Below are 19,550 nucleotides of genomic sequence, written 5' to 3'. Positions count from 1 at the left end.
CGCGCGCCGTCATAATGTAGCCCCTTTTTTCAGCCCCTACATAGTGGAAGGTACTGCCCGTGACTCAGAAGCCCGACCAGTGTCTCGGTGAGTGGATCGATCGTGAAGCCCTCGCGGAAGCGATGATTCCGTTGATTGGCCAGCTCTACCGTAACAACAGCGTGGTGACCTCGATCTATGGCCGTGGTCTGATCAACCGTTCGGTGATCGACATTCTCAAGGCCCACCGTTTCGCCCGTCACCGCCTGGTTGACGACAGCGAACTGTCGGTCCATGACACCTTCCCGATCCTCAAGGCCATGAGCGAGCTCAAGCTGGGCGCGGCCTCCGTGGACCTGGGCAAGATGGCCAGCAAGTTCAAGGCCGAAGGCAATGGCCGTGCCGTCGAGCAGTTCGTCAAGGACGAGCTGGCTGACGTGGTCGGCAAGCAGAACAGCGCTGCCCGTGAAGGCACCGACGTCGTCCTGTACGGCTTCGGCCGCATCGGCCGCCTGCTGGCGCGCATCCTGATCGAGAAAACCGGTGGTGGCGACGGCCTGCGTCTGCGCGCCATCGTCGTGCGCAAGGGCGCCAGCAACGACCTGGTCAAACGCGCCAGCCTGCTGCGTCGCGACTCGGTACACGGCAAGTTCGATGGCACCATCACCATCGACGAAGAAAACAACACCCTGACCGCCAACGGCAACCTGATCCAGGTGATCTACGCCAAGTCGCCGACCGAAGTCGACTACACCCAGTACGGCATCAAGAACGCCCTGCTGGTCGACAACACCGGCGTATGGCGTGATGCCGAGGGCCTGGGCCAGCACCTGAGCTGCCCGGGTGTCGATCGCGTGGTTCTGACCGCACCCGGCAAGGGCGCGCTGAAGAACATCGTGCACGGCATCAACCACACCGAAATCACCGCTGAAGACAAGATCATCTCGGCCGCCTCCTGCACCACCAACGCCATCGTGCCGGTGCTCAAGGCTGTCAACGATCAGTACGGCATCGTCAACGGCCACGTCGAAACCGTTCACTCGTACACCAACGACCAGAACCTGATCGACAACTTCCACAAGGGCGATCGCCGTGGCCGCAGCGCGCCGCTGAACATGGTGATCACCGAGACCGGCGCCGCCACCGCTGCCGCCAAGGCCCTGCCGGTACTGAAGGGCAAGCTGACCGGCAACGCCATTCGCGTACCGACGCCGAACGTGTCGATGGCCATCCTCAACCTGAACCTGGAAAAGGCCACCACCCGCGAAGAGATCAACGAGTACCTGCGCCAGATGGCCATGCACTCCGACCTGCAGAAGCAGATCGACTTCGTCAGCTCGCAGGAAGTGGTCTCCACCGACTTCGTCGGTTCGCGCCATGCCGGCGTCGTGGATGCCGAGGCGACCATCGCCAACGACAACCGCGTCGTGCTCTACGTGTGGTACGACAACGAGTTCGGCTACAGCTGCCAGGTGGTCCGCGTGATGGAAGACATGGCCGGGGTCAACCCGCCTGCCTTCCCCCGCTGATACCACGGTGAAAAGAACGGGAGCTTTCGGGCTCCCGTTTTTCATTTTTAGGTCTGTAATCGCTTTACCCACCTTCTGTTTGGATATCCCTTGATGGACGGACAACAGCTGCACGCCGGCTCGCTCAAGCGCGGCCTGGAAAATCGCCATATCCAGCTGATCGCCCTTGGCGGCGCCATCGGCACCGGACTCTTCCTCGGCTCGGCCGGGGTGCTCAAATCCGCTGGCCCGTCGATGATCCTCGGCTACGCCATTGCCGGCTTCATCGCCTTCCTGATCATGCGCCAGCTCGGCGAGATGATCGTCGAGGAGCCCGTGGCCGGTTCCTTCAGCCACTTCGCCCACAAGTACTGGGGCGGCTACGCGGGCTTCCTGTCCGGCTGGAACTACTGGGTGCTCTATGTGCTGGTGGGCATGGCCGAGCTGACTGCGGTGGGCAAGTACGTGCAGTTCTGGTGGCCGGAGGTACCGACCTGGGCCACGGCGGCGGCGTTCTTCGTGCTGATCAACCTGATCAACCTGTCCAACGTCCGTGCCTTCGGTGAGACCGAATTCTGGTTCGCGCTGATCAAGGTAGTGGCGATCATCGGCATGATCGTGCTCGGTCTCTACCTGCTGATCAGCGGCGCCGGTGGCGAGCAGGCGGCGGTAAGCAATCTGTGGAGCCATGGCGGCTTCTTCCCCAATGGCCTGGAAGGGCTGGTGATGGTCCTGGCGATCATCATGTTCTCCTTCGGTGGCCTGGAGCTGGTGGGCATCACCGCTGCCGAGGCCAGCGAGCCGAAGAAGGTGATCCCCAAGGCGATCAACCAGGTGATCTGGCGCATCCTGATCTTCTACATCGGCGCCCTCAGCGTGCTGCTGATGCTCTACCCCTGGGACAAGCTGCTGGAAACCCTGGGCGCCGCCGGCGACCCCTACAGCGGCAGCCCCTTCGTGCAGATCTTCTCGCTGATCGGCAGCGACCTGGCCGCGCACATCCTCAACTTCGTGGTGCTGACCGCCGCGCTGTCGGTCTACAACAGCGGCGTCTACTGCAACAGCCGCATGCTCTACGGCCTGGCCGAGCAGGGCGATGCGCCCAAGGCGCTGATGAAGGTCAACCGCCGTGGCGTGCCGGTGCTGGGTATCGCCGTGTCCGCGCTGGTGACCCTGCTCTGCGTGGTGGTCAACTACGTGGCGCCGCAGAAGGCCCTCGAGCTGCTGATGGCGCTGGTGGTAGCGGCCCTGGTGATCAACTGGGCGATGATCAGCCTGTCGCACCTGATGTTCCGCAAGTCCCTGCAGCGCCAGGGCATCGAGCCGTTCTTCAAGTCGCTCTGGTACCCCTTCAGCAACTACCTGTGCCTGGCCTTCGTGGCGCTGATCCTGGGTGTGATGCTGATGATTCCGGGCATCAACGTGTCGGTCTACGCCATTCCGTTCTGGCTGGCCTTCATCGCCGTCTGCTACTTCATCAAGCGCTCGTCGAGCCGTGCCTCCGCGCACTGACGCCAGCGATGAAAACGGGAGCCCAGGCTCCCGTTTTTCATGGGGCCTTGGGGTGCTTTCTCTGCTGGGCTGCCTGGCCCTGGCGGGCTGTGGCGAGCGCACCGAGCGTTTCGAGGGCCCGACCATGGGCAGTCGCTACTCGGTGCAGTACCTGCGCGAGGCCGGGGCGCCAGCCCCCGAGCAGGCCCGCCAGGCCACCGAGGCGATCCTGGCCGAAATCGACCAGCAGTTCTCCACCTACCGGGCCGACTCCGAGGTGTCCCGTTTCAACGCCCTGCCGGCCGGCCGCTGCATGGCGCTGCCCGCGCCGATGCTGGAACTGGTCGGCTTCGGTGAGCGGCTGTCCGCCGAGAGCGATGGCGCCTTCGACCTGACCCTGGAGCTGCTGCTGGACCTCTGGGGCTTCGGCCCCCAGGCCCGTTCGCAACGGGTGCCGAGCGAGGCCGAGCTGGCCGCCGCCCTGGCGCGCACGGGCCATCGCCACCTGGCGGTGCGCGATGGGCAGCTGTGCAAGGACGTGGACCTGAAGCTGGATTTCAACGCCATCGCCGCCGGCTATGCGGTGGATCGGGTCAGTGCGCGCCTGGCCGAGCTGGGCGTGCGCAGTTCGCTGGTGGAGATCACCGGCGAGATGAAGGCCCGTGGCCGCAAGGCCGATGGCTCGCCCTGGCGGGTCGCCATCGAGGCGCCGCGGGACGACGAGCAGCAAGCGCAGCGGATTGTTGCACTCCAGGACATGGCGATTTCCACCTCAGGTGACTATCGAAACTACTTCCTGGAGGGCGGGCGGCGCTATTCTCACACCCTGGATCCCCACAGTGGCGCACCCATCGCCCACGACCTCGCGGCGGTGACCGTTCTCGACCCTTCCGCGCTGCGTGCCGATGGCTTGTCTACGCTGTTGCTTGTACTGGGGCCGCAGGCCGGGCCCGCGTTCGCCGAAGCCCGGGGCGTGGCCGCGTTCTTCGTCAGCCGCCAGGGCCAGGGCTTCGTGATCCACACCAGCAGCCGTTTCCGCGAACTGGTGGGGGCGGATGGGTGATCCACACCATGAAGGCGCGCAAGGCCGGCGATGTAGTGCATGCAAAATTCGCCTACGACGCGACCAAGCGCTAATGTGCAGCGCCACGCAGCCTGACTAAGCTGCGCGCCGAGTTCGAAACGCCGCGGTGACGAGTTCCGCGGCCCTGCCGGAGGCCACAGAGAGCCCTCCGGCCCGTTATGAGGAGTAAGCATGGCTGTCTACAACTACGACGTAGTGGTGCTGGGTTCCGGCCCGGCCGGGGAAGGAGCGGCGATGAACGCCGCCAAGGCCGGACGCAAGGTGGCAGTGGTGGACAACCGCCCGCTGGTCGGCGGCAATTGCACCCACCTGGGCACCATCCCGTCCAAGGCCCTGCGCCACTCGGTGCGGCAGATCATGCAGTACAACACCAACCCGCTGTTCCGCCAGATCGGCGAGCCGCGCTGGTTCTCCTTCCCCGACGTGCTCAAGAGCGCCGAGCGGGTGATCTCCAAGCAGGTGGCCTCGCGCACCGGCTACTACGCCCGCAATCGCGTCGACGTGTTCTTCGGCACGGCCAGCTTCTCCGACGAGCAGACCGTCGAGGTGGTGTGCACCAGCGGCGTGGTGGAGAAACTGGTGGCCAAGCAGGTCATCGTCGCCACCGGCTCGCGCCCCTATCGCCCGGCCGATGTCGACTTCCACCACCCGCGTATCTATGACAGCGACACCATCCTCAGCCTTACCCACACGCCGCGCCGCATCATCATCTACGGCGCCGGGGTGATCGGCTCCGAGTACGCCTCGATCTTCAGCGGTCTCGGCGTGCTGGTGGACCTGATCGACAACCGCGACCAGTTGCTCAGCTTCCTCGACGACGAGATATCCGACGCCCTCAGCTACCACCTGCGCAACAACAACGTGCTCATCCGTCACAACGAGGAGTACGAGCGCATCGAGGGGCTGGAGAACGGGGTGATCCTGCACCTGAAGTCCGGCAAGAAGATCAAGGCCGACTGCCTGCTGTGGTGCAACGGCCGTACCGGCAACACCGACCGCCTGGGGCTGGAGAACGTCGGCATCAAGGTCAACAGCCGTGGCCAGATCAACGTCGACCAGTACTACCGCACCGAGGTGGGCAACATCTTCGCCGCCGGTGACGTGATCGGCTGGCCGAGCCTGGCCAGTGCCGCGGCCGACCAGGGGCGCTCGGCCGCCGGCAGCGCGGTGGAGAACGACAGCTGGCGCTTCGTCGATGACGTGCCGACCGGCATCTACACCATTCCGGAGATCAGCTCGATCGGCAAGAACGAGCGCGAGCTGACCCAGGCCAAGATCCCCTATGAAGTGGGCAAGGCCTTCTTCAAGGGCATGGCCCGCGCGCAGATTTCCCACGAGCCGGTGGGCATGCTGAAGATCCTCTTCCACCGCGAGACCCTGGAAGTGCTCGGTGTGCACTGCTTCGGCTACCAGGCGTCTGAGATCGTCCACATCGGCCAGGCGATCATGAACCAGAAGGGCGAAGCCAACAGCATCAAGTACTTCATCAACACCACCTTCAACTACCCGACCATGGCGGAAGCCTATCGGGTGGCGGCGTTCGACGGCCTCAACCGGCTTTTTTGAGCGGCACCGGCCGGGCGCCTGAACCGGCCGGGGAGGACCCTCTCGACGATCCGCGCACCTGGCGCTGGCCGAATCGGGAGAGCTTCTGATCAGGCGACGCCCATGAAAAAACCGGCCCTTGCGGCCGGTTTTTTCGTTCTGGGAGGGAGTGACGCTCGGATGGGCGCAGGGTGGCTTCAGCCCGCCGCTTGCTCAGGGAACGATGCTGAACCTCGCACCGTTGGGCCTCGCTGCGCTCGGCGCCAGCCTAAGGTGCCGAGCCCGGGCTTCAGCCCCGGAACAACGAGGCTTCAGCGCGCCAGCGTGCTCACCGCCACGCCAGGGAAGTCGGTGATGATGCTGTCCACGCCGAAGTCGGCGAGACGGCGCATCAGGGCCGGCTCGTTCACCGTCCATACCGACACGTGCAGCCCCTGCTTCTGCGCCTTCTGCAGGCGTTCGGGGGTGCACAGGGTCCAGTTCAGCGCCAGCAGGTTGCAGCCATGATTGGCCGCGACTTTCAGCGGGTCGAGCCAGGCGTATTCGGCCACCAGGCCGCGGGCGAGGTCGGGCGTCAGGCGGTTCAATGCACGCAGCACTTCGCGGGAGCTGGAGGTGACGGTGACCTTGTCCAGCAGGCCGTGGCGCTCGGCAAGCTCACGGATGGCCAGCACGGTGCGCGCGGCACGCACGCGGGAGGCGCTCTTCACTTCCAGTTGCCAGTGTTCGAAGTCGCACTGCTCGAACAGCTCTTCCAGGCGCGGGATGGGGCAGGGCTTGATCCAGCCCGGGCCGCCCTGGCGGGCGTCGTAGGTGACCAGTTCTTCGGCGTCGTGCTCCACCACCTTGCCGCGGCGGCCGGTGGTGCGCTTGAGCGTCGGGTCGTGGATCACCATCAGCTCGCCGTCGCGGGACAGGTGCAGGTCGAGTTCGCAGCGCTTCACGCCGTGGGAGAGGCACTGCTGGAAGCTGGCCAGGGTGTTTTCAGGGCATTCGCCCTTGGCGCCGCGATGGCCGTAGATCAGGGTCACTGGGAAACCTCGGGGTGTCGGGGTTGGTGATGGCGGACGCTGTCGACGACATGCCCGCTTTCGAAATAGACGGAGAACTCGCGGTAGTCCCAGCGCGCGATCGGCGGCTTGCCGACGGCGGGATGCTCTTCGTCCGGCAGGCCGAAACGTTCGAGTACCGCCCGCTGGGATTCGCCGCGCTCAGGCAGCGAAAGGCCGCTGTCGCCTTGCTGGCCGACGGGGATCTCGATGGTTTCGGCCAGGGCCGGGAGGGGGAGGGACAGGCAGAGCAGAAGCAGAAGGCGCGACATGGGGATCATCCTGGAGGCGGAACCGAGCGAGCGCGGGCCTGGCGGCGAGCCTGGGCCTGCTTCTGCAGGATATGCCGGGCGAGCAATTGGCGCTGTGCGTCAGTCAGCGCTTCGAATTCGGTGCCGATCTCGTACTCGCCGTCCTCGCGCAACTGGCTGTGGATCACCACGGCGCGCAGCAGCAGGCCAAGGGCCTGGGGCATCAGCACCATCTTGATCGCCAGGTGGCTGCCCCGCGTGAAGGGCTGCGGGCAGAGGAAGCCGACGCCGCCTTCGGACAGGGTTACCCGGCGCGGCGGGCCGATGTCGCGCATCAGGCTCTGGGCCACGGCCTGGCCCAGCAGGTCGATGCGCTTGTTCATCACCTTCAGGTAATTGGCCAGGGTCCGGTCGCGCTCGGAAATATGCCGCAGCAGGTGCTGCGACTCGAAGTCCATCAGGTGAAGATCGCTGAGCAGATTGAACAGCGGCGACGCGTCGTGGAGCTCTTCGCTGGCCTGGGCCTGGGTGCCGGTCAGGGGGGTAAATTCCAGTGCGATCGTATCTTCGATACGGTAGTATTCGCGGCGGTCATCTGCGTCTTGTGTCGACATGGCGAACCCATGGGTGCAGGGGTGGTCTGAGTGTAAAGCTGCTCGCCTGACCCCGCCACAAGGACGTTCCTTTCTTCGCAAGCGAACCTTTTTTCTATGTTCAGACCGCTGCCCCTGTATATCGGCGCCCGTTACACGCGCGCCAAGCGTCGCAGTTACTTCGTCTCGTTCATCTCCCTGACTTCCATGATCGGCCTCGCCCTCGGCGTGCTGGTGATGATCCTCGTGCTGTCGGTGATGAACGGCTTCGACCGAGAGATGCGCGAGCGCGTGCTGGGCATGGTGCCCCACGCCACCATCGAGTCCGCCACCCCGATCAACGATTGGCAGGCGCTGGCCGACAAGGTCCGCGCGCAGCCGGGCATCGCCGCCGTGGCGCCCTTCACCCAGATGCAGGGCCTGCTGACCAACAACGGCAAGGTGCAGAAGGTGCTGGTCAACGCCGTCGACCCGGCGCTGGAAGGGCAGGTCTCGATCATCGACGACTACTTCAAGCAGGGCGACCTGGCCTCGCTGCGCGCCGGCGAGTTCGGCATCGTCATCGGCGACAAGGCAGCCACCAAGCTCGGCGTCGGCATGGGCGACAAGGTCACCTTCGTGCTGCCGGAAGTGGCGGTCACCCCGGCCGGCGTGTTCCCGCGCATGAAGCGCTTCACCGTGGTCGGCATCTTCCATGTCGGCGCCGGTGAACTGGACGGCGCCCTGGCCGTGGCCAACATCAAGGACACCGCCCGGCTGCACCGCTGGAAGCCCGACCAGGTACAGGGCCTGCGTCTCAAGCTCGACGACCTGTTCCAGGCGCCGCGCGTGGCCTGGCAGATCGCTGGGCAGCTCAAGGGCGAGGACTTCTACGCCCGCGACTGGACCCGCACCCACGGCAACCTCTACCAGGCCATCCGCATGGAAAAGACCATGATCGGCCTGCTGTTGCTGCTGATCGTCGCGGTCGCCGCGTTCAACATCATCTCCACCCTGGTCATGGTGGTCACCGACAAGAAGGGCGACATCGCCATCCTGCGTACCCTTGGCGCCACGCCGGGGCAGATCATGGGCATCTTCATGGTCCAGGGCACGGTGATCGGTGTGGTCGGCACCGCCATCGGCTGCGTGCTGGGTATCCTCGCCGCGCTGAACGTCAGCGCCGCCATCTCCTGGCTGGAGGACGTGCTCGGCCACAAGTTCCTCAGCGCCGACGTTTACTTCATCGACTACCTGCCCTCGCAGCTGATGCTGGAGGACGTGGTGCTGGTCTGCGGCGCCGCGCTGGTCCTGAGTTTCTTCGCCACCCTTTACCCGGCCTGGCGTGCTGCGCGCACCCAGCCCGCAGAGGCGCTTCGTTATGAGTGACGTGAAAGATCGCGCGGTGCTGAGCTGCCGCAACCTTGGCAAGAGCTACGAGGAAGGCCCGCAATCGGTGCAGGTGCTGTCCGGCGTCGAGCTGGAGCTGCACCCGGGCGAGCGCATCGCCATCGTCGGCAGCTCGGGCTCGGGCAAGAGCACCCTGCTGAACATGCTCGGTGGGCTCGACACCCCCAGCACCGGCAGTGTCTGGCTGGCGGGGGAGGAACTGTCCGCTCTCAACGAGAAGGCCCGTGGCCTGCTGCGCAACCGCGCGCTGGGCTTCGTCTACCAGTTCCACCACCTGCTGCCTGAGTTCACCGCGCTGGAAAACGTTTGCATGCCCCTGCTGATCGGCCGCACGCCGATCGCCGAGGCGCGCCAGCGTGCCACCGCGCTGCTGGAGCGCGTCGGCCTCGGCCATCGCCTGTCGCACAAGCCGGCGGAGCTGTCCGGCGGCGAGCGCCAGCGCGTGGCCATCGCCCGTGCCCTGGTCAACAACCCGGAGCTGGTGCTGCTCGACGAGCCCACTGGCAACCTCGACAAGCACACCGCCCAGAGCATCCAGGAGCTGATGCTGGAGCTCAGCGGTTCGCTGCGCACCGCCTTCCTGGTGGTGACCCACGACCCGCAACTGGCCCAGCAGATGGACCGGGTGCTGCGCCTGGAAGAAGGCCGGCTGGTGGCTGCCTGACATGTTCAGACCCCTGGCCATCTTCATCGGCGCGCGCTACACCCGCGCGAAACGCCGTAACCACTTCATCTCCTTCATCTCGCTGACTTCGATGATCGGCCTCGCCCTGGGCGTGCTGGCGATGATCGTCGTGCTCTCGGTGATGAACGGGTTCCAGAAGGAGATGAGCTCGCGGATCCTCGGCATGGTGCCCCACGCCACGCTTGCCGCCGAGCAGCCGCTGGACGACTGGCGCAGCGTCGCCGCTACGGCGATGAAGCACCCGGAGGTGACCGGTGCCGTGCCCTTCGCCGAGCTGGAGGGGATGCTCTCCTACAAGGGCATGATGCAGCCGGTGCAGATCAACGGCATCGACCCGGCGGAAGAGCCCAAGGTCTCCATCATCGGCAAGCACATCGTGCAGGGCGCGCTGGACGACCTGGTGCCCGGCGAGTTCGGCATCGTCGTCGGCGAGATCACCGCGCGCCGCTTCCACCTCAATGTCGGCGATAAGCTGACCCTGATCGTGCCCGAGGTCAGCAGCGCGCCGGGTGGCATCACCCCGCGCATGCAGCGCCTCAGCGTGGTGGGCGTATTCAAGGTGGGCGCCGAGCTGGACAGCTCCCTGGCGCTGATCAACGTCGCCGACGCCGCCACTATCCAGCGCCTGCAGGAAGGCCAGGTGCAGAGCGTGCGCATTGCCCTGAAGGACCTCTACCAGGCGCCGCGCGTTTCCGCGCAGATCGTCAAGGCGCTGGGCGCGGGCTACCGGTCGGATGACTGGACCCACACCCAGGGCAGCCTGTTCAGCGCGATGAAGATGGAGAAGACCATGATCGGCCTGCTCCTGCTGCTGATCGTCGCGGTGGCGGCGTTCAACATCATCGCCACGCTGATCATGGTGGTGGCCGACAAGCGCGCCGATATCGCCATCCTCCGCACCCTCGGCGCCACGCCCCGGCAGATCATGGCCATCTTCATGGTGCAGGGCAGCGTCATCGGCGCGGTCGGTACCCTGATCGGCACCGGGCTGGGCATCGTCACGGCGCTCAACGTCAGCACCTGGATCGCCGCCCTGGAGCGTGCCAGCGGGCAGCACATCTTCAGTTCCGACGTGTACTTCGTCAGCTATTTGCCGTCCGACCTGCAGGTGGCCGATGTGGTGATGATCTGCGGTGCTGCGCTGCTGATGAGCTTCCTCGCGACGCTCTATCCGGCCTGGCGCGCTGCTCAGACCCAGCCGGCGGAAGCGCTGCGCTACGAATAGGGCACAGCCCCGCACCATGAAAAACGCCGCTCGAAAGCGGCGTTTTTCATTTCAGGCCCGGAGTGGGCGCAGCGGCCAGGGCGCTATTTGAGCCCGGCCTGCTGGCGGCGTTTCTGACGCTTGCGCCAGCTGTGACCGACCCACCAGCGCCAGTAGAGCATGGTCAGCATGTAGCCCAAGGCGCCGACGAGGATGCCGCAGACGATGGAGCCCAGCAGGAAGGGCTGCCAGACGGTGGAGAGTTCCTGGGTGATCCAGTGGAAGGTCAGCTCGTCGGGCAGGGTGCGCGGCGGTACGCCCATCAGCCAGGCGCCCATCTTGTAGGTGCAATAGAACACCGGCGGCATGGTGATAGGGTTCGTCAGCCAGACCAGGCCGACGGAGATCGGCAGGTTGGCGCGCACGGTGATGGCCAGCGCCGCTGCCAGCAGCATCTGCAAGGGCATCGGGATGAAGGCGGCGAACAGACCCATGGCCATCGCCCGCGAAACCGAATGGCGGTTGAGGTGCCAGAGGTTCGGGTCGTGGATCAGGGCACCGAGGAAGCGCAGCGACTTGTGCTCCCTGATCAGGTCCGGGTTCGGCATGTAGCGTTTGAAGAGGCGACGCGGCATGTGGGCTCTCTGGCAGGCTGAAGCGCCGACATTATGCATTCATGGTTATGACACCGCCGGGTCAGTTTGTGTCGATAAATGAATGGAACCGCACCGATCAACGGTCATCGACCTGCGCCGGTGAGGTGAGCCCAGGGAAGGAGCCTTGCCATGGCATGGGGGTTGGTTGCGCTGGCCTGCGGGTTGGCCTCGCTGCGTTTCATGCCGGGGTTGCCGACGGGCGGCTGGCTTCTGGCGGCGACCATGTTGGGTGGCGTTCTTCTATTCACGCGGTTGCGGCTGCCGGGCCTGTTCCTCCTGGGCGGCGCCTGGGCCTGCGTCCTTGCCCAGCAGGCCCTGGATGATCGCCTGCCCATGGCCCTGGATGGCGAGACCCGCTGGTTGCAAGGGCAGGTTGTCGGCCTGCCGCAGCGGGGCGACGGGGTGGTGCGTTTCGAGCTGGAGGATGCCGTCGCCCCCGGATTGCGCTTGCCGCAGCGTATGCGCCTGTCCTGGTATGGCGGCCCTGAGTTGCGCGGCGGTGAGCGCTGGCGATTGGCGGTGACCCTGAAGCGCCCCCGGGGCCTGGTGAACCCCCATGCGTTCGACTACGAAGCCTGGCTGCTGGCCCGCCATACCGGCGCCACCGGCTCGGTGAAGGCGGGCGAGCGGCTGCAGCGGGGCAGTGGCCCGGCCGCCTGGCGTGATCGCTTGCGACAGGGCATCGAGAGCGTGCCCGCCCATGGCCGCAACGGTGGCATCGCCGCGCTGGTGCTGGGGGATGGTTCGGGCGTCGACAGCGCGGACTGGCAGCTGCTGCAGAACACCGGGACGGTGCACCTGATGGTGATTTCCGGGCAGCACATCGCCTTGCTCGCGGCGGTGCTGTACGGAGCCGTGGCGTTGCTGGCCCGGCTCGGCCTTTGGCCCCGACGCCTGCCCTGGCTGCCTTGTGCCTGTGCGCTGGCCTTCGTCGGTTCGCTGGGCTACGGATTTCTCGCCGGCTTCGACGTGCCGGTGCAGCGCTCCTGCCTGATGACCGCTATCGCGCTGTTGTGGCGCCTGCGCTTCCGCCACCTGGGCGTGCTGCGCCCCTTGCTGGTGGCCTTCTGCGTGGTGCTGGCGGCCGATCCGCTGGCGTCCCTGCAGGCGGGGTTCTGGTTGTCCTTCGGGGCCGTGGCATTGCTGGTGCTGATCTTCGCCGGGCGCCTGGGCGTACCGCCCTGGTGGCGCAGTTGGTGGCGCGCGCAATGGACCATGGGCCTGGCACTGTCGCCCTTGCTGCTGGCCATGGCCCTGCCTATCAGCCTGAGCGGCCCGCTTGCCAACCTGATTGCGGTGCCCTGGGTCAGCCTGGTTTCGGTGCCGCTGTCTTTAATAGGCACGGCCCTGCAGGGCGTGCCGGGTCTTGGTGCGGGGTTGTTGTGGCTGGCGGGCGGTTCGCTGGAGCTGCTGTTCCGCCTGCTGGGCTGGATAGCCGAGTGGATTCCCGCCTGGCAGGCGACCGCCGTTCCCGGCTGGGCCTGGTTGCTGGGCATGCTCGGTTGCCTGCTGCTGATCCTGCCTGCCGGGATACCGGTGCGTGCCCTGGGATTGGTGTTGTTGCTGCCAACGCTGTTTCCGCCGGTGGAGCGCCCAGCTTGGGGGAGGGCGGATATCTGGTTGCTGGATGTGGGGCAGGGGCTGTCGGTGCTGGTGCGCACGCGGGAGCATGCGCTGCTCTACGACGCCGGCGCGCGGCGGGGCGATTTCGACATGGGCGAGCGTGTGGTGCTGCCGAGCCTGCTGGGGCTGGGTGTGCGGCGCCTGGACCAGATGCTCCTCAGCCATGCCGACAACGACCACGCAGGAGGTGCCGGTGCCGTGATGCGTGGCATGCCGGTGGCGCGGGTGGTGAGCGGTGAACCGGAGCGCCTCCCGGCTACCCTGGGGGCTGAAGCCTGCCGTGACCAAGCCTGGGAGTGGGACGGCGTGCGCCTGCGGACCTGGCACTGGGACGCTGCGCGCACGGGCAACGACCGCTCCTGCGTGCTCAGTGTGGAGGCGCGGGGCGAGCGCATTCACCTGACCGGCGATATCGGCGCCCAGGCCGAAGCCGCCTGGGTCGCCAGTGGTGAACCCTTGCCCGCCGATTGGCTGCTGGCACCGCACCATGGCAGCGCCAGCTCTTCATCGGCGGCCCTTATCGAGGCGGTAGCGCCCCGTGGTGCGTTGATCACCCGGGGCAGCCACAACGCCTTCGGCCATCCGCACCCGGCCGTGATCGCCCGTTACCGGGCAGCGGGTGCTGCAATCCATGACACGGCGGAGTCCGGTGCGCTGCTGATCCGCCTTGGTGAGCGTGACGAGGTGCGTGGACTGCGGACCCAGGCACGTTTCTGGCGGGAAAAATGAGAACGGCGGCGGTCGGCGGGGCCCTGACCCTGTGCTAGAGTTGCGCCACTTTTTTCAAGGGGATTTGCCACCGTGTGGGAGCTGGTCAAAGCAGGCGGCTGGATGATGCTGCCTATCATTCTGAGTTCCATCGCAGCCACCGCCATTATCGTGGAGCGCCTGTGGACGCTTCGCGCCAACCGCATCGCACCGCCGCAATTGCTCGGCCAGGTGTGGCGCATGGTCAAGGACAAGCAGCTCAACGCCCAGAAGCTCAAGGAGCTGCGTGCGTCTTCCCCCCTGGGTGAGATCCTCGCGGCGGGCCTGGCCAACTCCAAGCACGGTCGCGAGATCATGAAGGAGTGCATCGAGGAGGCCGCTTCCCGCGTCATCCACGAACTGGAGCGCTACCTCAACACCCTGGGCACCATCGCCGCGATGGGCCCGCTGTTGGGCCTGCTGGGCACCGTGTTCGGCATGATCGAGATCTTCAGCGGCTTCATGGACAACGGCATGGCCAACGCTCCGGCACTGGCTGGCGGTATTGGCAAGGCTCTGATTACCACTGCAGCTGGCCTGGTGGTCGCTATTCCTGCAGTGTTCTTCCATCGTTTCCTGCTGCGTCGCGTCGACGAACTGGTAGTGGCCATGGAGCAGGAGGCGATCAAGTTGGTGGAAGTGACCCAGGGCGATCGTGAAGTGGACTTCGCAGAGGAAGGCAAAGCGTGAAGTTCCGTCGCCGTGCGGGCAACGTCGCGCGTGAAGAGGTCTTCCTCAACCTGACTTCGTTCATCGACGTGATCTTCGTGCTGCTGTTGTTCTTCGTGGTCACCACGACCTTCAGCCGCCCGAGCGAGCTGAAGATCGAGCTGCCCGAGGCCGTCAGCGGTACTCCGGCCCAGGCCACCGAGGTGAAGACCCTGGAGCTGTCTATCAGTGCCGACGGGCAGTACGCACTCAATGGCCAGGTACTGGTGAAGAACGACCTGGCGACGCTGATGACGGCCCTGAGCAAGGAGTCCGGTGGCGACAACAGCCTGCCGATGATCATCAGCGCCGACGCCAAGACCACCCATCAAACGGTGATCACCGCCATGGATGCGGCCGGCAAGCTGGGCTTCAGCAAGTTGCGCATCACCACCGTCGAGGCCTCGGACAAGCCCTGATGGCCTTCTCCGATCGGCTGTTGGACGCCTGGTACCGGGGCCACCCGGCCCTGGTGCTGCTACGCCCGCTGGAGGCGCTTTACCGCCTGGTGGTGAAGCGTAAGCGCGAGGCCTTCCTGGCCGGCGAAGGCCGCATCTACCGTGCCCCGGTGCCGGTGATGGTGGTGGGCAACATCACCGTGGGCGGCACCGGCAAGACCCCCATGATTCTCTGGCTCATCGAGCACTGCCGCAGCCTTGGCTTGCGCGTGGGCGTGGTCAGCCGTGGCTACGGTGCCAACCCGCCGAGCCTGCCCTGGCGGGTACGGGCGGAGCAGGGCGCCGACGTCGCCGGTGACGAGCCGTTGCTGATCGTGCAGCGCAGCGGTGTGCCGCTGGTCATCGACCCGGACCGTGGGCGTGCCGTCGACGCGCTGCTGGCCGAGGGGCCACTAGACCTCGTGCTCAGCGATGACGGCCTGCAGCATTACCGCCTGGCGCGGGACATCGAACTGGTACTGATCGACGCCGCCCGTGGCCTGGGCAACGGCCGCTGCCTGCCGGCCGGTCCCCTGCGTGAGCCGGCGCAGCGCCTGGAAAGCGTCGATGCAGTGCTCTACAACGGCGCCGACTCCGGCCCTGGCGGCGCCCATGGCTTCCGCCTGCAGCCGACCGCGCTGGTCAACCTGCAAAGTGGTGAGCGGGTCGCGCTCGATCATTTCCCTCCTGGCCAGGCGCTCCATGCTGTGGCCGGCATCGGTAATCCGCAGCGTTTCTTCACCACGCTCGAGGCGCTAAACTGGCGCCCGGTTCCCCATGCCTTCGCCGACCACGCCAGCTTCGGTGCCGCCGAACTGCAGTTCAGCCCGGCACTGCCCCTGGTGATGACCGAGAAGGATGCGGTGAAGTGCCGTGCCTTCGCGGCCGCCGACTGGTGGTACCTGGCCGTCGATGCGGTGCCCACTGCGGGCTTCATCGAATGGCTCGATGCGCGACTGGCAAGCCTGCCGGCCGAACGCTCCTAACTCATTCCAGCCGCCCCTCGGGTGGCGTTCAAGGATACCCATGGACACGAAACTGCTCGATATCCTCGCCTGTCCTCTGTGCAAGGGCACGCTCAAGCTCGCCGAAGACAAGAGCGAGCTGGTGTGCAAGGCCGATGCGCTGGCCTTCCCGGTTCGCGAAGGCATCCCGGTGATGCTGGAAAGCGAGGCGCGCACCCTCAACGTCGACGAGCGGCTGGACAAGTAATGGCCCAGGCATTCACCGTCGTCATCCCGGCGCGCTACGCCTCCACGCGCCTGCCCGGCAAGCCGCTGCAGGACATCGCCGGCAAACCGATGGTCCAGCACGTCTGGGAGCAGGCGCGGCGCAGTTCTGCCGAGCGCGTGGTGGTGGCCACCGACGATGCGCGTATCGTCGAGGCGTGCAAGGGCTTTGGCGCTGAGGTGGTGCTGACCCGGGTCGACCACAACTCCGGCACCGATCGCCTGGCCGAGGTGGCCATCCAGCTCGGGCTGGCCGGCGACGCCATCGTGGTCAATGTGCAGGGCGATGAGCCGCTGATCCCTCCGGCGATCATCGACCAGGTAGCAGCCAACCTGGCGGCTCACCCGGAGGCGGGCATCGCCACCCTCGCCGAGCCCATCCATGACGTGGATGCACTGTTCAACCCCAATGTGGTCAAGGTGTCGACCGACACCCAGGGCCTGGCCCTGACCTTCAGCCGTGCACCGCTGCCCTGGGCCCGCGACACCTTCGCCCAGGGGCGTGATGCCTTGCCCGAAGGGGTGCCTTACCGCCGTCATATCGGTATCTACGCCTACCGCGTGCAGTTCCTCCACGACTTCGTCGCGTGGGGCCCGTGCTGGCTGGAGAACACCGAATGCCTGGAGCAGCTGCGTGCGCTCTGGCATGGCGTGCGCATCCACGTAGCCGATGCCCTGGAGGCGCCGGCTGCCGGTGTGGATACCGCTGAAGACCTGGAGCGGGTGCGCCGCTTGCTGGGGGCCTGATGAAGGTCCTGTTCGTCTGCCTGGGCAATATTTGCCGCTCGCCCACCGCCGAGGGCGTACTGCGCCACAAGCTGCACGAGGCGGGGCTGGCGGAGCAGGTCGAGGTCGATTCCGCCGGCACCGGTGACTGGCACGTTGGTAAGGCTCCCGACACACGCACCCGCCAGGCGGCGCTGCGACGTGGCTATGACCTGTCGCTGCTGCGGGCGCGCCAGGTGAGCGTGGGGGACTTCTCGCGTTTCGACCTGGTGCTGGCGATGGATCACGGCAACCTGCGTGATCTCAAGGGGCTGCGTCGCAATGGCAGCGAGCCGGACCTGTTCCTGCGCCGCTATGGCCTGGTGCCGGAAGAGGTCCCGGATCCTTACTACGGCGGCGAGGAAGGCTTCGAAGAGGTGCTGAATCTGATCGAGCAGGCCTGTGATGGTCTGGTTGCCGAGATTCGGGGGCGCCTGTGAGCCTGGTCGTTTCCGAAAACGTTTCCCTGAAGCCCTTCAACACCTTTGGTGTGGAGGTGCGTGCGCGCCTGTTCGCCGAGGCGCATGGCGATGCTGATGTGCGTGAGGCGCTGGCTCTGGCGAGCGCACGCGGTATTCCGCTGCAAGTGATCGGCGGGGGTAGCAACCTGTTGCTGACCGGTGATATCGACGTGCTGGTGCTGCGCATGGCCAGCCGCGGCCTGCGTTTGCTGGGCGATGACGGTGAGCAGGTGCTGGTGGAGGCCGAAGCCGGCGAGCCCTGGCACCCGTTCGTGCTCTGGACCCTGGAGCAGGGGCTGGCGGGGCTGGAGAACCTCAGCCTGATTCCCGGCACCGTCGGGGCGGCACCGATGCAGAACATCGGCGCCTACGGGGTGGAGATCAAGGATGTATTCGCCGGGTTGACCGCGATGGACCGCCTGAGTGGCGAGCTGCGTGACTTCAGCCTGGAAGAGTGCGCCTTCGGCTATCGCGACAGCCTGTTCAAGCGTGAGGTCGGCCGCTGGCTGATCCTCAGAGTTCGTTTCAAGTTGAGCCGCGCGCTGAGCTTGCACCTCGACTACGGGCCTGTGCGCCAGCGGCTGCAGGAGCAGGGCGTCGATGCTCCCACGGCGTTGGATGTGAGCCGCGCCATTTGCTCCATCCGCAGCGAGAAGCTTCCGGACCCGGCTCAACTGGGCAATGCAGGCAGCTTCTTCAAGAATCCGCTGGTACCGGCCGAGCTGGCCGAGCGCCTGCGTGGCGAACACGCGGACCTGGTGGCCTACCCCCAGGCCGATGGCCAGGTGAAGCTGGCCGCAGGCTGGCTGATCGAGCGTGCCGGCTGGAAGGGGTTCCGTGATGGCGATGCGGGTGTTCATCGCCTGCAGGCCCTGGTTCTGGTGAACTATGGTGCGGCTACCGGCCTGCAGCTGTTGGACCTGGCGCAGCGTATCCAGGCCGATGTCGCCGAACGCTTTGGTGTGGCGCTGGAGATGGAGCCCAATCTGCTCTGACATGGGTTGCACGCAATAGACAAAGGGACGCTCAGGCGTCCCTTTTTCATTTGCGGTGCAGTGAGGGGAGGAGGGTGCGCAGGTTGCGGTGGACGGTGGGCGGGGCGGGCACTTTTCTCGTGCCAAAGAAAAAGGGATGCCGAGGCATCCCTTGTTCATTCAGGCAGGGCCTTAGACGGTCGGTTTGGACTCGTCCTTGGCTTCTTCCTCTTCCTTCGCTTCGTCAGCGACGGTTGCTTCGGCAGCTTCGGTGCTGGCCTCGGTCACTTCGACCTTGGGCTCTTCCGCAACTTCCTGGGCTTCCACGACAGCTTCAGCAACGGGCTCGGGCTGGGCTTCCGCCGCCGGCTCAGCGGCGACTTCAACCACGACCGGAGCAGCTTCCTCGACCACCGGGGCTTCTACCACGGGGGCTGCGGCGGCTTCACGTGCAAGACGCTCGGCTTCCTGCTGACGGCGACGTACTTCGCGAGGATCGTTCGGCGCACGGCCACCGGCGCTTACCGGTGCTGCCGCGGGGGCAGGAGCCGGTTCGGCTTCGACAACAGGGGCCACGACCGGAGCCGGTGCTTCCACTTCTGTGACCTGAGCGGTCTCGACGGGGGCTTCGACCACGGTTTCGGCAACCGGCTCGACGACCACGACGGACACTTCGCTTTCGATCACGGCAGGGGCGCTGGTCTCGATCGCTTCGACCGGTTCCTGCTCCTGGGCGACGGCTTCGGCGGCAGGGGCTGCGACCGTGGCTTCGCTGGCGGCGCTTTCGACCTGGGTTGGCTCGCTGCTGGCTTGGCCTTCGACCTGCTCGGCGATCACTTCTGCGGCGACGGCGGTCACGACAACGGCGGTGGGGACGCTGCCATCGACATTGGCCTCTTCGCTGCCTTCCTCGCCTTCTTCGCCTTCGACTTCACGCTGGCGCTCACGGCGGTTGCTACGGCGACGCTGGCCACGGGAGCGGCGGCGGGGGCGGTCGCCTTCGGCGCCTTCCTGGCCATCGGCATCATCCAGCAGCTCTTCGTTGTTCAGCAGTTCTTCTTCGCTGGCCTCGGCGGCAACCTGCTCGGGGCGCGGGGCGCGCTCTTCACGGGGCTGGCGCTCTTCGCGCGGCGGACGCTCGCCACGTTCGCGGCGGTTTTCCTGGCCTTCGC

The 19,550-nt window shown here is 66.1% G+C and carries 19 protein-coding genes and 1 pseudogene; 15 read left to right on the top strand and 5 right to left on the bottom strand.

Features of this window, described 5'->3' with window-relative positions; translation table 11 throughout:
* The first annotated feature begins 59 nt into the window (after positions 1 to 59).
* The 4 genes from OEJ36_RS21595 to sthA all read left to right on the top strand — a co-directional run bounded on the left by OEJ36_RS21595 (position 60) and on the right by sthA (position 5,628).
* On the top strand, positions 60 to 1,508 hold the full coding sequence (locus OEJ36_RS21595) for a glyceraldehyde-3-phosphate dehydrogenase (RefSeq protein ID WP_263403300.1): 1,449 nt from the start codon (positions 60 to 62) through the stop codon (positions 1,506 to 1,508).
* 93 nt (positions 1,509 to 1,601) lie between these two features.
* Positions 1,602 to 2,999 carry an amino acid permease gene (locus OEJ36_RS21590; protein WP_263403299.1) on the top strand — a complete coding sequence of 466 codons (1,398 nt, stop codon included), beginning with the start codon at positions 1,602 to 1,604 and terminating at the stop codon, positions 2,997 to 2,999.
* A 52-nt stretch (positions 3,000 to 3,051) separates the two neighbouring features.
* Complete coding sequence (locus OEJ36_RS21585; protein ID WP_263403298.1) at positions 3,052 to 4,041, top strand: FAD:protein FMN transferase; 990 nt, start codon at positions 3,052 to 3,054, stop codon at positions 4,039 to 4,041.
* A 192-nt stretch (positions 4,042 to 4,233) separates the two neighbouring features.
* A complete protein-coding gene (sthA, locus tag OEJ36_RS21580; RefSeq protein ID WP_021219518.1) occupies positions 4,234 to 5,628 on the top strand; it encodes a Si-specific NAD(P)(+) transhydrogenase in 1,395 nt (464 codons plus the stop codon).
* Positions 5,629 to 5,918: 290 nt separating this feature from the next.
* On the opposite strand, the gene OEJ36_RS21575 is transcribed toward sthA, so the two are convergent.
* Genes OEJ36_RS21575 through OEJ36_RS21565 form a run of 3 tightly spaced genes read right to left on the bottom strand, consistent with a single transcriptional unit; the run spans position 5,919 to position 7,521 of the window.
* Positions 5,919 to 6,638: a glycerophosphodiester phosphodiesterase gene (locus OEJ36_RS21575; RefSeq protein WP_263403297.1), complete on the bottom strand. Its 720-nt coding sequence runs from the start codon at positions 6,636 to 6,638 to the stop codon at positions 5,919 to 5,921.
* Positions 6,635 to 6,928 carry a phosphodiesterase gene (locus tag OEJ36_RS21570; RefSeq protein WP_263403296.1) on the bottom strand — a complete coding sequence of 98 codons (294 nt, stop codon included), beginning with the start codon at positions 6,926 to 6,928 and terminating at the stop codon, positions 6,635 to 6,637. Before OEJ36_RS21570 ends, OEJ36_RS21575 begins: the two co-directional genes overlap by 4 nt.
* A 5-nt stretch (positions 6,929 to 6,933) precedes the next feature.
* Complete coding sequence (locus tag OEJ36_RS21565; RefSeq protein WP_263403295.1) at positions 6,934 to 7,521, bottom strand: PilZ domain-containing protein; 588 nt, start codon at positions 7,519 to 7,521, stop codon at positions 6,934 to 6,936.
* A gap of 96 nt (positions 7,522 to 7,617) precedes the next feature.
* Here OEJ36_RS21565 and OEJ36_RS21560 point away from each other — a divergent pair, with 96 nt between their 5' ends.
* The 3 genes from OEJ36_RS21560 to OEJ36_RS21550 are packed head-to-tail and all read left to right on the top strand — an operon-like array spanning position 7,618 to position 10,799.
* A complete protein-coding gene (locus tag OEJ36_RS21560) occupies positions 7,618 to 8,868 on the top strand; it encodes a lipoprotein-releasing ABC transporter permease subunit (protein ID WP_043244256.1) in 1,251 nt (416 codons plus the stop codon).
* Between the two features lies 1 nt (position 8,869).
* Positions 8,870 to 9,553: a lipoprotein-releasing ABC transporter ATP-binding protein LolD gene (gene lolD / locus OEJ36_RS21555; protein WP_162164733.1), complete on the top strand. Its 684-nt coding sequence runs from the start codon at positions 8,870 to 8,872 to the stop codon at positions 9,551 to 9,553.
* Position 9,554: 1 nt separating this feature from the next.
* Complete coding sequence (locus OEJ36_RS21550) at positions 9,555 to 10,799, top strand: lipoprotein-releasing ABC transporter permease subunit (RefSeq protein WP_263403294.1); 1,245 nt, start codon at positions 9,555 to 9,557, stop codon at positions 10,797 to 10,799.
* A gap of 83 nt (positions 10,800 to 10,882) precedes the next feature.
* Here the strand turns inward: OEJ36_RS21550 and OEJ36_RS21545 are convergent, their stop codons facing one another.
* The gene (locus tag OEJ36_RS21545) at positions 10,883 to 11,413 is read right to left on the bottom strand and encodes a DUF2062 domain-containing protein (protein ID WP_263403293.1); all 531 of its coding nucleotides are present in this window, start codon (positions 11,411 to 11,413) and stop codon (positions 10,883 to 10,885) included.
* Between the two features lie 150 nt (positions 11,414 to 11,563).
* Between OEJ36_RS21545 and OEJ36_RS21540 the strand changes: the two genes are divergently transcribed.
* The 8 genes from OEJ36_RS21540 to murB all read left to right on the top strand — a co-directional run bounded on the left by OEJ36_RS21540 (position 11,564) and on the right by murB (position 18,399).
* Positions 11,564 to 13,786 (top strand): DNA internalization-related competence protein ComEC/Rec2, encoded by a 2,223-nt coding sequence (locus OEJ36_RS21540; RefSeq protein WP_263403292.1) that lies wholly within the window; start codon positions 11,564 to 11,566, stop codon positions 13,784 to 13,786.
* Between the two features lie 72 nt (positions 13,787 to 13,858).
* Positions 13,859 to 14,494: a MotA/TolQ/ExbB proton channel family protein gene (locus tag OEJ36_RS21535; RefSeq protein WP_031287691.1), complete on the top strand. Its 636-nt coding sequence runs from the start codon at positions 13,859 to 13,861 to the stop codon at positions 14,492 to 14,494.
* Complete coding sequence (locus OEJ36_RS21530) at positions 14,491 to 14,931, top strand: ExbD/TolR family protein (RefSeq protein ID WP_021219508.1); 441 nt, start codon at positions 14,491 to 14,493, stop codon at positions 14,929 to 14,931. Before OEJ36_RS21535 ends, OEJ36_RS21530 begins: the two co-directional genes overlap by 4 nt.
* Positions 14,931 to 15,935, top strand: coding sequence for a tetraacyldisaccharide 4'-kinase (gene lpxK / locus OEJ36_RS21525; protein ID WP_263403291.1), 1,005 nt, complete (start codon positions 14,931 to 14,933; stop codon positions 15,933 to 15,935). The genes OEJ36_RS21530 and lpxK overlap by 1 nt, the downstream gene beginning before the upstream one ends.
* Before the next feature lie 40 nt (positions 15,936 to 15,975).
* Positions 15,976 to 16,161, top strand: a complete 186-nt coding sequence (locus OEJ36_RS21520) for a Trm112 family protein (RefSeq protein ID WP_021219506.1) — start codon at positions 15,976 to 15,978, stop codon at positions 16,159 to 16,161.
* Positions 16,161 to 16,925 (top strand): 3-deoxy-manno-octulosonate cytidylyltransferase, encoded by a 765-nt coding sequence (gene kdsB / locus OEJ36_RS21515; protein WP_263403290.1) that lies wholly within the window; start codon positions 16,161 to 16,163, stop codon positions 16,923 to 16,925. The genes OEJ36_RS21520 and kdsB overlap by 1 nt, the downstream gene beginning before the upstream one ends.
* Positions 16,925 to 17,383 carry a low molecular weight protein-tyrosine-phosphatase gene (locus tag OEJ36_RS21510; protein ID WP_263403289.1) on the top strand — a complete coding sequence of 153 codons (459 nt, stop codon included), beginning with the start codon at positions 16,925 to 16,927 and terminating at the stop codon, positions 17,381 to 17,383. Before kdsB ends, OEJ36_RS21510 begins: the two co-directional genes overlap by 1 nt.
* Positions 17,380 to 18,399 carry a UDP-N-acetylmuramate dehydrogenase gene (gene murB, locus OEJ36_RS21505; protein ID WP_263403288.1) on the top strand — a complete coding sequence of 340 codons (1,020 nt, stop codon included), beginning with the start codon at positions 17,380 to 17,382 and terminating at the stop codon, positions 18,397 to 18,399. The genes OEJ36_RS21510 and murB overlap by 4 nt, the downstream gene beginning before the upstream one ends.
* Positions 18,400 to 18,570: 171 nt before the next feature.
* On the opposite strand, the pseudogene OEJ36_RS21500 reads toward murB, so the two are convergent.
* Positions 18,571 to 19,550 (bottom strand): annotated as a pseudogene (locus OEJ36_RS21500) (ribonuclease E/G); the annotation flags it as partial.

It is taken from the genome of Pseudomonas sp. PDM13 (assembly GCF_025685765.1).
GTDB classification, from domain to species: Bacteria; Pseudomonadota; Gammaproteobacteria; order Pseudomonadales; family Pseudomonadaceae; genus Metapseudomonas; species Metapseudomonas solani.
This window is presented reverse-complemented; position numbering and strand designations above follow the sequence as displayed.